Below are 14,761 nucleotides of genomic sequence, written 5' to 3'. Positions count from 1 at the left end.
GCCGGGGGCCGCCGTCTGCTGAGCTACCAGGCTATGCGCCTAAGCCTGGGCCGCCATCCGGTTGGAGATCTTGTACTGGGCTGCGCGGTGGGTATCCTTCACGCGGTCCCCGGCGCCGAACAGCTTGTGGCGCAGCGAACCCGCGGTGTATTCGGTCTTGTAGACCCCGCGCGCCTGCAGCTCCGGAACCACGTACTCGACGACGTCCTCGAAGGTCCCTGGAGTGACAGCATAGGCGAGGTTGAAGCCATCCACGTCGGTGTAGTCCACCCAGTCGATGAGCTTCTCGGCTACCTCGGCACCCGAACCGACGGAGACCGGGCCGAATCCGCCCACGCCGATCCACTCGGCCAATTGGCGGATGGTCCATGGCTTTCCGGTATCGCCGCTGGCCTTCTTGAAGGTTTCCACCGAGGACTGGATGGCGTTGGACTTCACATCGTCGCCAATGACATCGTCTGGTCCGTAGACGGACATGTCGATGCCCGTCCAACCCGAAAGCAGTGCCAGCGACCCCTCGATATCCACGTAGGAGCTGTAGTCCTCGAACTTTGCCTGGGCAAGTTCGGTGGTTTCGGCGGTGATGATGGTCTGCATGGCGAAGACCTTGATGTCGTAACGGCCACGCCCAGCGGCCTCGGCAGCGTCACGGATCTTGGCGACCGCTTCCTTGAGCAGGTCGCGGGTAGGGCAATTCACGAAGATCGCTTCGGCATTCGTCGCGGCGAATTCGGTGCCGCGCTTGGAGGCGCCGGCCTGGTAGATCACCGGGGTGCGCTGGGTGGACGGCTCGGTGATGGCGATGCCCGGAACCTTGAAGTACTTGCCTTCGTGCTCAATCGGGTGCACCTTGGCCGGGTCGGTGTAGACGCCGGTCTCCTTGTTGTTCTGCACCGCGTCCTCTTCCCACGAGCCCTCGAGCAGCTTGTAGACCACCTCGAGGTACTCATCGGCGTGGTTGTAGCGCTCGTCGTGCTCCATCTGGTCTTCCTGGCCCATATTGCGGGCGGCCGAGGGAAGGTAGCCGGTGACGACATTCCAGCCCACGCGGCCGTTGGTCAGGTGATCCAGGGTGGCCAAGCGGCGGGCGAAAGCGTACGGGTGCTCATAGGCGGTACCCGCGGTGACGCCGAAGCCGAGGTTCTCGGTCACCGCGGCCATGGCGGACACCAGCATCATCGGGTCGTTGACCGGCGCCTGGGCGCCGGAGCCCAGCGGGGTGACGTTGGTGCCCTTGTACACGTCGTAGGTACCCAGCACGTCGGCGAGGAACAGGCCGTCGAACTTTCCCTTTTCCAGCACCTTGGCCAGGTGCGTCCAGTAGCCCAGGGTGTTGTAGGTCGAGGCCTTGTCCTGAGGATGGCGCCACAGGCCCGGCGACTGGTGCACCACGCAGTTCATGTCGAATGCGTTGAATAGGATTTCGCGCTTGTTCTCGCTCATGGCTTTGCCCCCATAGGTCGGTAATCGTGAAAAGTTGCTGGTTTGCGTCGCAGGCCCTCAGGCCCGCTGGGTCGAGTCTTCGCCGGTGACGGACAGCCGTTGCGGCTGGACCCCATTGATCTCGTAGTCCCCGACGATGCGCGCCTTGTAGATCGCCGGGTTATGCGTGGCGATGGTGCGCGCATTGCGCCAGTGCCGGTCCAGGTTGCAGCCGCTTCTGGTGGAAGAGGCGCCCAGTGCGTCGAAGAGCTTGCTGGTCACGCCGATGACCAGTGGCTGCACCACGGTTTGCGCGCGGTTGGCGGCCAGCTCGCATACTGCGTAGCGTTCCTCGTCGTTCAGTCCCGGATCGCCCAAGGCGGCTTCAACTTCAAGGACTGCGCCGATCACCACGGAATCGGCCGCGAAGGACTCCGCGGAAACTTCGCCCACCAGCTGGAGGACCTGGGGTTCCTGGTATACCGGCACCCCAGTTCCGGTGGTGAAGATGCGCGTGCGCGCCTGCACCGCGCTGCGCAGGTCGTTCAGTGCGGCGCGGGCGATGCCGGCCTGCACGGCCATGAGCACCAGCTGGAAGATCGCCGCTTCGGAGTCATTGGTCTGCTGCGGCATGAAGCAATCCACCGGGACCTGGTGGAATTCGGTGGTACCGGTTCCGGTGAGCCCTTGGCCGAATCCATCCCAGTCGTCGAGGATCTTGACGCCGCTGCGCTGGGTGGAGACCACAGCGATCTGGCGGCCGGCGAGCTCCGGGTGGGCCACTGCAACGGTGGTCCAGTCGGCGAAAATGGTGCCGGTGCAGTAGTACTTTTCGCCGTCGATCACCCAGCGTCCATCCAAGACGCTGGCCTTGGTGTTCAAGGTGCCCAGGGCGTTGCCGCCGCGTTCGGTGTAGGCGTTGCCGATAATCTGCCCGGCAGCGATGCGAGCGACCCACTTCTTGCGCAGTTCTTCGTCATCCAGCGCCAAGACGTTCTCAACGAATGCGATATGCGCGCGCCACAGCTGGCCTACGTGGGAGTCCGCCTCGGAAAGCTCGATGAGCAAGCGGAAGACATCCACCAGCCGTGCACCATAGCCCCCGTCGGCAACGGAAAGGCGCAGCGCGCCGAAACGCTCGCGATTCAGCAGGCCTACCTGCTCGAATGGAAGCACGCGGTTAAGGTCGCGGTCCTTGGCGGTCGCGGCGATCTGCGCAAAAACGGGGCGGAAGATTTCGGCCAGCCGGTCGTACTGCTCGTCCGCGCTTGGTCCGGGGGTGATTTTCAGCAATTGCCTAGTCGGCAGCTGTTCTTCAAACTTGTCCAGGTCCAGCGCGGTGACCTGCGAAGGGTCACTGAGCTGATTGAAGTCCAGCCCGAGGGCATTGTGCGATTCACCAATAGGCATCAGGGTTCTCAATTCTTTCCATCGGTCCTGGCGGTAGCACCGTCCCGCTCTTCGGGTGGTTGCTGCGGCGTCGTGGAGCCAGATCTCTCAGCCGCTCTGGATGGGTCGTGATTCATTTGTAACGGTAATATTCCGGTGTTTCCAAGCCACGAAGTCACATTTCGCCTCAGAACCCGAAGGGCCCATCCTCAAATTTCACAGCCTACCCCCCGTCCTGCCGAAGATGAGTTGCAAAGTTTTGCCTAATGTCGACCAAACCGACCTTCAATAAAATAAATAACGAAATTTCTGGGCAATGTGACGTAGTTGTCGAAGATTTTTTCATATTACGCGAGATTTGCGTTCAAATCGTTCGACTCGTTGTAATAGATGAGTAACCATCCCGAGCGGCCGAGAGATCTGGCTCTTTGACGCCGCAGCAACCACCTTCGGAGCTCTTGCTCCGCAGGCCGGTGCTACCGCCAGGACCGATGGAGATGAACATGGCTCTTACCATTGCAGCGCCCGAGGCAGCTTCAGCCGCCTCAGCTTCAAGTGCCCTGGACGTGCAGTTCAGCAACGTGTCCCGGACCTTCACCACCAAGAAGGAAAGCCGCACCGTCCTAGCCGATATCAACCTGCGAATTCCAGCGGGCCAAGTTGTGGCAATTCTTGGAGCCAGCGGCTGCGGAAAATCCACGCTGCTGCGTTCAGTCTCGGGCTTGGACCACCCCTCTACCGGTGCCATCCGCACCGGCGCCAGCGAGGTCAACGGCATCAACGAGCTATGCGCCGTTGCTTTCCAGGAGCCCCGGCTGCTGCCATGGCGTTCGGTTCGCCAGAACATTTCACTGGGCCTGGCGCCGGGAACCGATAAGCGCTCCGGTGACGCGCTGATCGATGAATTGATCGAACTGACCGGGCTAAGCCATGCAGCCAGCCTGCGCCCGCGCGAGATCTCCGGAGGCATGGCCCAGCGTGTTTCGCTGGCTCGCGCACTGGCCCGCCGCCCGGGTGTATTGCTTCTCGATGAGCCCTTCGGCGCGCTCGATGCCCTGACCCGCTTGAAGATGCAGGACCTGCTGCTCTCGATTCACGCATCGTTCCCCACCACGGTACTCATGGTGACCCATGATGTGGACGAGGCCTTGACCTTGGCTGACCGCGTGATCGTTCTGGGACGAAGCGCTGAGAACGGCGCAGCGGGCGTCATCGAAGATCTGGCCATTCCCGCTGGGCATCCACGCCGGCATACCGACGAGAAGTTCGTTGCAGATCGCCAGCACCTGCTGCGCCTGCTCGGCGTCGACCCGACCAACCATTGATCTAGGGAACGCCTTGGGTCCTCAGTGATCCATTGCCTTTGCCCAATTACCCATCCGCTTGCACGCACAATTCTAGGATCTTCCATGCTCTTGCACCGCTTCACCCGCCGCACTGCACTGTCCACCGCCGCCTTGCTCGTTGGCGCGGTTGCCCTGACCGGCTGCGCTGGCGAAAACGCTACGGCCGCCTCCGGTGATCAGACCCTGTCGATCGACTTTGCCACGTACAACCCGCTGAGCCTGGTGCTCAAGGAAAAGGGATGGCTGGATGCGGCCGCCAAGGAACAGGGCGTTGATGTCGAGTGGATCCAGTCCGCAGGTTCCAACAAGGCCAATGAGGCTCTTCGCGCAGGAGCGATCGATGTCGGATCCACAGCTGGCTCCGCAGCGCTGCTGAACCGTTCGAACGATGCACCGATCAAGACCGTCGCCCTGTACTCGCAGCCGGAATGGGCCGCCCTGGTAGTGGACAAGGGTTCGAAGATCGAGTCCGTTGAAGATCTGGCTGGCAAAACCGTGGCCGCCACCAAGGGCACCGATCCATACTTCTTCCTGCTCCAGGCTCTGGACTCCGCGGGTCTGAGCGAAGATGACATCAAGCTGCAGAACCTCCAGCATGCCGATGGCCGCACCGCACTGGTCAACGGTTCGGTCGATGCCTGGAGCGGCCTGGATCCAATCATGGCCGCCGCCGAAGAAGACGGCGCCAAGCTGGTTTACCGGAACTTGGACTTCAACACCTACGGTGCACTGAACGCTCGCGAAGACTTCATCGAGCAGAGCCCCGAACTGGCCCAGCTCGTGGTCGATGCCTATGAGAAGGCTCGCGGCTGGGCGGCTGAAAATCCTGGGGAAACCGCAGAAATCCTGGCCGACGTTGCGGGGCTCGAACCAGAAGTTGCCAAGACCGTGATCGAGGAACGTTCCAATCTGGATGTTCCGGCAGTTCCCGATGCCAAATTCACTGGCGTGCTTGGCAAGATTGCCCCCACCCTGGTAGCCAGCGGCGATGTCTCCAAGCAGGAATCCGTTGATGAAGCACTGGCAACCCTCGTCGATGACCAGTTTGCCCTCAAGGCCGATGCAACGAAGATTTCCGGAGAGTAGCCAGCCATGGGCTTCACGAACTTGGCTTATACCCGCGAAAATCCAACGCCTGCCAAGCGCAAGGCCGGCATCGCCGCAACGATCCTGCGGGCACCCAAATGGCTGCTGTCGCTAATCTTGCCGCTGGCCACCCTGGCGGTGTGGCAATTCGTCACGGTTACCGGAATCGTTGCTCCGTGGACACTGCCGACTCCGGGCTCGGTAGTTGCCGCGGCCTTTGAGCTCCTCCAGGATGGCGATCTTGGAAAGCACATCGGCATTTCCACCCAGCGTGTTCTGCTCGGCTTCGTCTTCGGTTCCCTGCTGGGTCTGGCGCTGGGCGCCCTTGTCGGCCTGTCCAAATTGGCAGATGCATTTCTCGGACTGAGCATCAGCGCGCTGCGTGCGGTCCCTTCGCTGGCTTGGGTTCCACTGCTGGTGCTCTGGATGAAAATGGGTGAAGATTCCAAGGTCACGCTCGTGATCATTGGCGCGTTCTTCCCGGTCTTCACCACCGTCGCCCTGGCATTGCGCCATGTCGATGCCCACCTGGTCGAAGCCGCCCGCTCCTTCGGGCTGAAGGGTTTGAAGCTGCTGCGCACAGTCCAGCTGCCCGCAGTGGTCCCTTCGATCTTCTCCGGCCTGCGCTTGGCATTAGCCCAGGCGTGGCTCTTCCTGGTCGCGGCAGAACTGCTCGGAGCATCGATGGGCTTGGGCTTCCTGCTCACCGATTCGCAGAACAACGGCCGCCTGGACCGGCTGATCATGACCATCGTGCTGCTGGCGGTCTTCGGAAAGATCACCGATGCGCTGCTGTCGATAGCAGAACGCTGGGCCATCAAGCGCTGGACCTAGACCCGGACCAACCAGCATCTACCGACAACGCTATCCCTTCCTTAACCAAAGAAAGTTTGCAATGACCACCGAATTGGCAACAACCTCAGCTCCTGTTTCAGAAGCGGCACGCCAGGAATTCTGGGACGAAGCGGCACACCTTTTGGATTGGGACACCCCGTGGCACACTACCAGCCGCATCATTCAGGCTGATCCGGATGCCCAGCGCGGACCGGAAATTTCCTGGTACCTCGGCGGCAAGCTGAACGCAGCGGTGAACTGCGCCGACCGCCACGTAGCCGCCGGACGCGGCGAGAAGGTCGCGCTGCATTTTGAAGGCGAACCCGGGGACCGCATTGCGGTCACCTACAAGAATCTGCAGGAGCGGGTCTCCCAGGCAGCCAACGCCCTGGAATCCCTGGGGGTGGTGAAGGGCGACCGCGTGGTCATTTACCTGCCGGTGCTCATTGAAACCATAGTCATCACCTTGGCTTGCGCCCGCATCGGCGCCATCCACTCGCTGGTCTTCGGCGGATTCTCCGCCGAAGCGCTGAAGTTCCGCGTGGAGGACACCAAGGCCAAGGTCCTGGTCACCACCGACGGACAGTTCCGCCGCGGCGCTTCGGTCCCGGTCAAGGGCAACGCCGATGCCGCTGTTGCCGGCGAGAACGAAATCGAAAAGGTCCTGGTGATCCGCCGTACCGGAGACGACATCCCGTGGACCGAGGGCCGGGACATCTGGTGGCATGAGGTGGTTGATACCCAGTCCACCGAGCACCAGGCGCAGGCATTCGAGGCGGAAACGCCGCTGTTCATCATGTACACCTCCGGTACTACCGGCCAGCCCAAGGGCTTGGTGCACACCACCGGCGGCTACCTGACGCAGGCGGCCGCCAGCTACAACCTGCTGTTCGCCAACCCGGACGAGTCCCAGCGCGCCAAGGACGTGCACTGGTGCACAGCCGACCTCGCCTGGGTCACCGCGCATACCTACGAGATCTATGGACCGCTGGCCAATGGCGTCACCCAGGTGATCTACGAGGGCGTCCCCAATGCCCCGCACCCGGGCCGCCACTTCGAGGTCATTGAACGCTACAAGGTCACCAGCTACTACACCGCGCCCACCTTGGTCCGCTCGCTGATGGGCTGGTTCCCTGACGGCATCCCCGCACAATACGACCTGTCCTCGGTGAAGATCGGCGGCACCGTGGGTGAAGCCGTCAATCCCGAGGCATGGAAATGGTTCCGCCAGCAGATCGGCCGTGACACCGCGGCAGGCCTGCCAATGGTTGACACCTGGTGGCAGTCCGAGTCCGGAGCAACCGTTCTTTCCCCATTGCCAACCGATGAGCACTTCAAGCCGGGCTGCGCCGCGCGTGCCCTGCCGGGCATCTCAGTGGACATTGTCGATGCCAATGGGCACAGCATGCCGGCCAACCAGCAGGGAAATATTGTCATTACGCGCACTGGCCCGTCAATGGCCCGTACCGTATGGGGCAACCCAACGCGCTACTACACCAGCTACTGGGAACAATACGTAGAGCAGGGCTGGTTCCTGGCCGGTGACGGTGCCCGCTTCGATGAGGACGGCGACATCTACATCCTGGGCCGCACCGATGACGTGATCAATATTTCAGGTCACCGGCTCTCCACCATTGAGATTGAGTCGGCACTGGTCACCAACCCTGGCGTGGTGGAAGCCGGTGTCTGCCCCACCTCGGATTCCAAGACCGGACACGCTGCAACCGCCTTCGTGGTGCCGCTGGACAAGACCCTGGTTGCCCAGTCGCCTGATGAGCAGCTCGTTGCCCGGCAGGCCGAGTTCATCGCTGAACTCCGTGATACCGTCGCGGTCCAGATTGGCCCGATTGCCAAGCCGCGTGAGATCGTCCTGGTTCCGGATGTGCCCAAGACCCGTTCGGGCAAGATCATGCGCCGACTGCTGACCCAGCTGTTCGAGGGCACCACGCTCGGCGACACGACGAGCCTGCAGAATGAGCCGTGCATCCCGGAGATCAACGCGATCTGCCGCGCGCGCGGCTAATCGATCTGCCCAAGCCCTTTGGGCTTAAAGCAAGTGAAGCTTCTTCCCGGACTCGGGAAGAAGCTTCACTTGTTTGCCAGTTAGGCGCCTTGGGTCGCTGGCTTCTGGCTCTCGCCGTCGGCCGCAATTTCCTCGTCGCCATTCACCGGATCAGCGGTGGCCTCGGTGGCGAAGATCTTCACTTCGGAGGCCCTGCCCTCGGCACTAACCAAGGGAATTTCGGTGGTCATCAAGCTGAACTGCCCGCCTTCATGGCGGTCAACCGCCTGGCCCACGGACTGTTCCAGAACCTCGCGAGCCACCTTGCCGCGAAGCACCAGCGGATCCTTGCTCAGGTCCTTCCACAACGCCACGCAGAGCAGCAGCATCACGATAACGAACGGCAGCGCCGAAACAATAGTGATGTTCTTCAGTCCGTTCAACGCCGCCGCCGGATGATCGCCGCCAGCCAGCAGCATCACCGCGGCAACAGCACCGGTTGCCACGCCCCAGAAGATCACGGCCTTCTTCGATGGCTCTTCAGCACCGCGCTCGCTGAGCGCACCCATCACGATCGAGGCCGAGTCTGCGCCGGTCACGAAGAAGATCGCAATCAGCAGCACGGTGACGATCATCAGTATGGTAGCCATCCAGCCGGACAGCGGCAGGCGGCCAAGCATGTCGAAGAGGATCAAATCGAAGTTGATGTCTGGTGCGCCATCGACGATATTGGCCAGCTTTTCCCCGGTTTCCCCGGCGCGTTCAGCACGCTCCTGAATGCCGATTGCGCCGCCGCCAAAGATAGCGAACCAAATCAGGGTGACGCTCGATGGAACCAGCAGCACGCCGGTAACGAACTGGCGAATAGTGCGTCCGCGGGAAATGCGGGCGATGAACAGGCCAACGAATGGGCTCCAAGAGATCCACCAAGCCCAGTAGAAGACAGTCCACGAGGACAGCCAATCAGACATTGCGCCATCGCCAGCAGCCGTACGCGAAGCCATCTCGGGCAAATCGCCAATGAAAGCGCCAACGGCATTGGGAATGACGTTCAGAATGAACAGGGTTGGGCCGCCAATGAAAACGATCAACGCGAGGATCAGCGCCAATACCATGTTGGTGTTGGACAGCCATTGGATACCGCGCTCGATGCCGGAAACAGCAGAAGCGACAAACAATGCGGTCAGGACGGCAATGATGACAACCAGTACACCGGAGCCGACCTTCTCCATCATCCCGGTGGCCTGGATGCCGCCGCCGATCTGCAAGGCCCCAAGGCCCAGGGAACAAGCCGAGCCGAAGAGGGTAGCGAGGATGGCCAGGATATTGATGGTGCGCCCGCCCCAACCGTGGATGGCGCGGTCGCCGAAGATCGAGCTGAACATGGCGGAGAACAGCTGAGGGCGTCCCAGCCGGAAGCTGCCGTAGGCCATGCCCAAGCCGACAATGGCGTACATAGCCCATGGGAATAGTGTCCAGTGGAAGAGAGTGGTACCCATAGCGGTGCTCAAGGCGTCACTGGTGGAGCCTTCCACAGTTCCCGGAGGAGGCGACATGTAGAAGTAGAGCGGTTCGCCTACGCCGTAGAAGACCAAGCCGATGCCCATGCCGGTGGCGAACATCATCGAGATCCACGAAACCGTGGAGAACTTTGGCGTCTCGCCGTCCTTGCCCAGCGGAATGCGCCCAAAGTTCTTGGCGGCTACGACGATGGCGAAGACTGCGAATACCGCGGCCGCGATGACGAAGAGCCAACCGGTGTTGGTGATAACCCAGTCAAGGGCCGCGCTAGAGACCTTGCCCAGGCCTTCAGGGGTAGCGAATCCCCAAATAATAAACGCCAGCGCAAGAACGCCGGCGATTCCGAATACCCAGTAATCCGTACCGGAAAGTGAGTACTTCTTAGGTCGTCTGTGACGAACTGAATGCAGTTCCTCGACGAGGTCTACGATTGATTGATCCGTCTGCTTCATTGCGTTCTTCCTTCACTGGGCAGACCCCGCGGAGAACATCCAGGCGGAATCTGCCGAGCATTCGTCTCTCGAGTAAACGATTGCCATGCAGTGTGATTGATTGCGAATTGCTTTTCGGGTGTCGGTCCGTTGCGCCTAAATCTAGGGTTGGAGCAGACTGAAAGAAGCAGCTATTCTCCGCTAATATCCCGCGAATTATTCCTCCGGGTTGACCCGATTTAGCACCAATTTGACACGATAAACTCCAAAATGGGCCTTTTCCAGCATGGTCGACTTCTCACCAAGGGTCAAATCAGATCCTTGATTTCTAGCCATTTCCGGAGCGCTGTTGCCCCGGGATCATGATGATCACGCTGGCACGACTGCCCATGTGACCTTCCTCGCGCCGTGCGGATTTCCAGCCTCTTCGCCCATGAAATCGAGAATTGGGCCGAGCCATCCCGAAGTCGAATTCGTCCCCTAATTCGCTTTCTTTTCTCGTCTGGAATTTCTGGGATTTCGCGATTTTGCCCCCTAGGAATCCCTCATCCGAAAACATGCCGGATAGGGAATATCTACTACTGAATCATTGGTTCATCGCGCCAATCGACGCTCACCAACTTTTAACCTGAAATACATTGGAACTTATCTTGACTGATTCAAAATAAGCAGGCATGCTGGGTATATGACATCACAGGCAGGGATCGAGCAGGTGCTGAAGGCGGCATCGATGCGGGTCACGCAACCGCGCGTTGCGGTACTGTCCGCCGTCGCGACGCACCCTCATGCGGATACCGAAACCATCATTTCGGCCGTCCGTGAAGATCACCCCAATGTGTCGCACCAAGCTGTCTACGATTCGCTCAAGCTCTTCACGAAGCTGGGAGTCATTCGGCAAATACAGCCACAGGGCCATACTGCCCGCTACGAAGCCCGCGTTGGCGACAATCACCACCATGTGGTGTGCCGCCAGTGCGGAAAGCTGGCGGACGTCGACTGCGCTGTCGGCGGCGCCCCGTGCCTGCATGCGTCCAATGACCACGGCTTCAGCATTGATGAAGCCGAAGTGATCTACTGGGGCACTTGCCCGGAATGCCAGGCTGTGAACGCATAGTTGCTGTCTAAGTAAACCCCTAGATTTGCCATCACGCAGGGCACGTACTTGCGCGGCGGATACGAACCACACAAACCCTAAACAATCCGGAAGGAAGAGCACATGTCTGAGACGACCGCAGGTCAGTGCCCAGTAGTTGGCGCGGGGCGAATTCACCCGACCCAGGGCAACGCCAACACCGAATGGTGGCCAAACAAGCTGAACCTGAAGATCCTTGCTAAGAACCAGCAGGTATCGAACCCGTTGGATGAGGACTTCGACTACATCGAGGCATTCAACGCACTGGACATGGAGGCCCTGAAGGCCGACCTGATCGAGAACATGACCACCCGCCAGGACTGGTGGCCAGCTGACTTCAACCACTACGGTCCGCTGTACATCCGCATGGCTTGGCACTCGGCTGGCACCTACCGTTCGCACGACGGCCGCGGCGGTGGCGGCGCAGGCCAGCAGCGCTTCGCTCCGCTGAACGCATGGCCGGATAACGTAGGCCTGGACAAGGCCCGCCGCCTGCTGTGGCCAGTCAAGAAGAAGTACGGCCAGTCCATCTCGTGGGCTGACCTCATGATCCTGGCCGGCAACGTGGCCATGGAGCACATGGGCCTGAAGACCTTCGGTTTCGCCGGCGGCCGCAAGGACGTATGGGAAGCGGATGACGACGTCTACTGGGGCCCGGAAAAGGTCTGGCTGGACAACGAGCGCTACTCCGGCGAACGCGATCTGGAAGCTCCGCTGGCAGCAGTGCAGATGGGCCTGATCTACGTTAACCCAGAGGGCCCGGATGGCAATCCGGATCCACTGGCTTCGGCAGTCGACGTGCGCGAGACCTTCCGCCGCATGGGCATGAACGACTACGAGACCGTCGCACTGATTGCCGGTGGCCACACCTTCGGCAAGACCCACGGCGCGAACAACGTCGACCGCATCGGCGCTGATCCGGAAGCTGCTCCGCTGGAGGAGCAGGGCCTGGGCTGGAAGAACGGGTACGGCGAGGGCAACGCGGAGAACAACACCGCGTCGGGCCTGGAAGTCACCTGGACCTACCACCCGACCCGCTGGGACAACGAGTTCTTCCACATCCTGTTCGCTTACGATTGGGAACTGTTCGAATCGGCCGCTGGCGCCAAGCAGTGGCGTCCAGTCAACGGTGGCGGTTCCGGCCTGGTCCAGGCCGCGCACGACACCCTGGAAGCACGCGAACCACGCATGCTCACCAGCGACCTGGCACTGCGCTTCGATCCGATCTACGGCCCGATCTCGAAGAACTTCAAGGAAAACCCTGAAGAGTTCGCCGATGCCTACGCCCGCGCTTGGTTCAAGCTGACCCACCGCGACATGGGCCCGAAGTCCCGCTACTTCGGCCCAGAAATTCCAGCTGAGGACCTGGCATGGCAGGATCCACTGCCAGCAGCACCAGAGGTCACCCTGGGTGCCCAGGAAATCGCGGCACTCAAGGAACTGGTCAAGGACTCGGGACTGACCGTGCAGCAGCTGGTCTCCACCGCTTGGAAGGCAGCGGCTTCGTTCCGCAGCTCGGATAAGCGCGGTGGCGCCAACGGCGGCCGCATCCGCCTGGAGCCACAGGTCTCCTGGACCGTGAACCAGCCAGAGCAGCTCAAGCCGGTCATCGCCAAGCTGGAAGAAATCGTTGACACCTTCAACGCTACCTCCGGCATCAAGGCTTCCTTCGCTGACGTTGTGGTCCTGGCCGGCAACGTAGGCGTCGAGCTTGCGGCAGCAGCCGCTGGCCAGCACGTCGAGGTTCCTTTCACCCCAGGCCGCGTTGACGCGACCCAGGAGCAGACCGACGTTGAGCAGTTCGCATGGCTGGAGCCAGTCTCCGATGGCCTGCGCAACTACGACTCGGGCTTCATCAAGATGCCAAGCGAGTACCTGCTGATCGACAAGGCGAACCTGCTGGGCCTGTCCGCACCGGAACTGACCGTACTGGTTGGTGGCCTGCGCGTATTGGGCAACAACTGGGATGGCTCGAACCTGGGTGTCTTCACCGAGACCCCGGGCGCGCTGACCAACGACTTCTTCGCGAACCTGTTGGAGCCAGGCATTGCGTGGACCGCTTCCGAGGACCAGCAGACCTACCACTCGAAGGACGGCCGCTGGGTCGGTTCCCGCGTGGACCTGGTCTTCGGTGCCAACTCGGAACTGCGCGCTGTCGCTGAGGTCTATGCTTCGGACGATGCCAAGGAGAAGTTCACCAAGGACTTCGCCAAGGCATGGGCCAAGGTCATGGACGCGGACCGCTTCGAACTGCACCGCAAGTAGCCGCTGCTAGGCTGCTAGCTCGTAGCAACTAGTGCTGGGCTGCCGCTTCCCGCAAGGGAAGCAGCAGCCCAGCATTTGTTTTAGGCGGGAATTGCCAGTCAGAACAGCGTCGCTGCGCCGCCGGCGAAGTCCGGGTTCTCCAGCTTCAGCAGTTCGGTCTTGGCTTCCAAGCCTCCCAGGTAGCCGCCCAATGAACCATCGGTGCGCAGCACCCGGTGGCAGGGCAGCACGATGGGAATCGGGTTGGTGGCGCAAGCTGAGCCGACAGCCCGCACCGCCTTCGGCTTGCCGATCTGCTGCGCCAGCTGGGCGTAGCTCAGGGTATGCCCGTAGTCGATATGGCCCAGTTCCTGCTGCACCTGGCGGCGGAACTCGGTGGATAGCTGCAAGTCCACCGGAAGATCGAAGCCATGCCGCTCGCCCGCGAAATACTCATCCAGTTGCCGGGCGGCCCCGTCCAAGCTCGACTTGTCGCGCAGGATGCGTGGGCTGAGCCTTTCCGAGAGCACTTCCAGAATCCGGTCATGGCCTTCGGATTCAAAAGCGACCCGCACCAGCCCAGCATCGGTGCTGGCCAGCAACAAGGCCCCCACGGGGCTATCGACCACGCGATAGGCGACATCAACAAGTTCCCGTGCACGGGCCCGCTCAACGAGCTGGCTTTGCAGCGAGTCGAGGATTTGCGCTTCAGCGGCCGTGGCCTGCTGCTGATAATTTTTTCCGTTCATGGCTGCTCCCGCCATAGTGCTTGGTCATGCATCCGGGCCCGCAGATTCTTGATCCCATCGGCGCCTGATCGCCGGGCAGCGGCTTCGGTGCCGGACAGGATTCCGGCAATTTGCGCGTAGCTCATGCCGCCCAGGTACCGATAGGCCACAACCTGCCGCTGCTTGCCAGGAAGCTGGTTCACCTCATGCCACAACTGCAGGTTTTCCAACTGCAGATCCGGCCGTTGGGCCGACGGGGCAGGGCCATCCACGTACTGGTCGATGAGTATTTCCGGCTTGTTCCTGCGCAACTCGTCGATGGCTTTGTTCCGGGCAATACGCACTAGCCATGCCAGGACGTTGGCGTCGGCAGGCAGCTGCGGGTACGCCTTGAGCGCGGCGAGGAACGTTTCGGACCAGGCGTCTTGCGCGCGATGCTCGTCGAGCAGGGCACGGCAAACGCGCAGGACGTTCAGTCCATAGTCGTGGACTATCCGCTCGAACGGTGCTTGCATGGCTCTCCTGGAATTTAGCGCCTTCATGGCTTCTCACCATGTAAACGTACCTGGAGCCGATTTTGTGAGGCGTGAATGAAAAAATTTCCTTCGCACCGCAACCCCATGGAT

At 61.1% G+C, this 14,761-nt stretch carries 11 protein-coding genes and 2 riboswitches; of the genes, 6 read left to right on the top strand and 5 right to left on the bottom strand.

Annotated features, from left to right (window positions below):
• Positions 1-39: 39 nt before the first annotated feature.
• Together ACRDT3_RS15990 and ACRDT3_RS15985 are read right to left on the bottom strand one after the other, a co-directional pair.
• On the bottom strand, positions 40-1,443 hold the full coding sequence (locus ACRDT3_RS15990) for an LLM class flavin-dependent oxidoreductase (protein WP_431493923.1): 1,404 nt from the start codon (positions 1,441-1,443) through the stop codon (positions 40-42).
• A 57-nt stretch (positions 1,444-1,500) separates the two neighbouring features.
• Entirely contained in the window at positions 1,501-2,832 is a 1,332-nt protein-coding gene (locus tag ACRDT3_RS15985) for an acyl-CoA dehydrogenase family protein (protein ID WP_431493922.1), read from the bottom strand.
• 15 nt (positions 2,833-2,847) lie between these two features.
• A riboswitch (SAM riboswitch) is annotated at positions 2,848-2,939 on the bottom strand.
• Between the two features lie 267 nt (positions 2,940-3,206).
• Positions 3,207-3,309: riboswitch (SAM riboswitch) on the top strand.
• A 5-nt stretch (positions 3,310-3,314) separates the two neighbouring features.
• On the opposite strand from ACRDT3_RS15985, the gene ACRDT3_RS15980 reads away from it, so the two are divergent.
• The 4 genes from ACRDT3_RS15980 to acs all read left to right on the top strand — a co-directional run bounded on the left by ACRDT3_RS15980 (position 3,315) and on the right by acs (position 8,100).
• The gene (locus tag ACRDT3_RS15980) at positions 3,315-4,136 is read left to right on the top strand and encodes an ABC transporter ATP-binding protein (RefSeq protein ID WP_431493921.1); all 822 of its coding nucleotides are present in this window, start codon (positions 3,315-3,317) and stop codon (positions 4,134-4,136) included.
• An 84-nt stretch (positions 4,137-4,220) separates the two neighbouring features.
• Positions 4,221-5,243 (top strand): aliphatic sulfonate ABC transporter substrate-binding protein, encoded by a 1,023-nt coding sequence (locus tag ACRDT3_RS15975; RefSeq protein ID WP_431493920.1) that lies wholly within the window; start codon positions 4,221-4,223, stop codon positions 5,241-5,243.
• Between the two features lie 6 nt (positions 5,244-5,249).
• Positions 5,250-6,077 carry an ABC transporter permease gene (locus ACRDT3_RS15970; protein WP_431493919.1) on the top strand — a complete coding sequence of 276 codons (828 nt, stop codon included), beginning with the start codon at positions 5,250-5,252 and terminating at the stop codon, positions 6,075-6,077.
• Between the two features lie 61 nt (positions 6,078-6,138).
• Positions 6,139-8,100, top strand: a complete 1,962-nt coding sequence (gene acs / locus ACRDT3_RS15965) for an acetate--CoA ligase (RefSeq protein ID WP_431493918.1) — start codon at positions 6,139-6,141, stop codon at positions 8,098-8,100.
• A gap of 80 nt (positions 8,101-8,180) precedes the next feature.
• Here acs and ACRDT3_RS15960 read toward each other — a convergent pair whose 3' ends face one another.
• Positions 8,181-10,052: a BCCT family transporter gene (locus ACRDT3_RS15960; protein WP_431493917.1), complete on the bottom strand. Its 1,872-nt coding sequence runs from the start codon at positions 10,050-10,052 to the stop codon at positions 8,181-8,183.
• Between the two features lie 664 nt (positions 10,053-10,716).
• Between ACRDT3_RS15960 and ACRDT3_RS15955 the strand changes: the two genes are divergently transcribed.
• Together ACRDT3_RS15955 and katG are read left to right on the top strand one after the other, a co-directional pair.
• The gene (locus ACRDT3_RS15955; protein WP_431493916.1) at positions 10,717-11,145 is read left to right on the top strand and encodes a Fur family transcriptional regulator; all 429 of its coding nucleotides are present in this window, start codon (positions 10,717-10,719) and stop codon (positions 11,143-11,145) included.
• A gap of 102 nt (positions 11,146-11,247) precedes the next feature.
• Positions 11,248-13,428: a catalase/peroxidase HPI gene (gene katG, locus ACRDT3_RS15950; RefSeq protein WP_431493915.1), complete on the top strand. Its 2,181-nt coding sequence runs from the start codon at positions 11,248-11,250 to the stop codon at positions 13,426-13,428.
• Between the two features lie 98 nt (positions 13,429-13,526).
• Here katG and ACRDT3_RS15945 read toward each other — a convergent pair whose 3' ends face one another.
• Together ACRDT3_RS15945 and ACRDT3_RS15940 are read right to left on the bottom strand one after the other, a co-directional pair.
• Positions 13,527-14,156, bottom strand: coding sequence for a methylated-DNA--[protein]-cysteine S-methyltransferase (locus tag ACRDT3_RS15945; RefSeq protein ID WP_431493914.1), 630 nt, complete (start codon positions 14,154-14,156; stop codon positions 13,527-13,529).
• Positions 14,153-14,650 (bottom strand): RNA polymerase sigma factor, encoded by a 498-nt coding sequence (locus ACRDT3_RS15940; protein ID WP_431493913.1) that lies wholly within the window; start codon positions 14,648-14,650, stop codon positions 14,153-14,155. Before ACRDT3_RS15940 ends, ACRDT3_RS15945 begins: the two co-directional genes overlap by 4 nt.
• Between the last annotated feature and the right edge of the window lie 111 nt (positions 14,651-14,761).

The organism is Glutamicibacter sp., from assembly GCF_050701915.1.
In the GTDB taxonomy this organism is placed as follows: Bacteria; Actinomycetota; Actinomycetes; order Actinomycetales; family Micrococcaceae; genus Glutamicibacter.
This window is presented reverse-complemented; position numbering and strand designations above follow the sequence as displayed.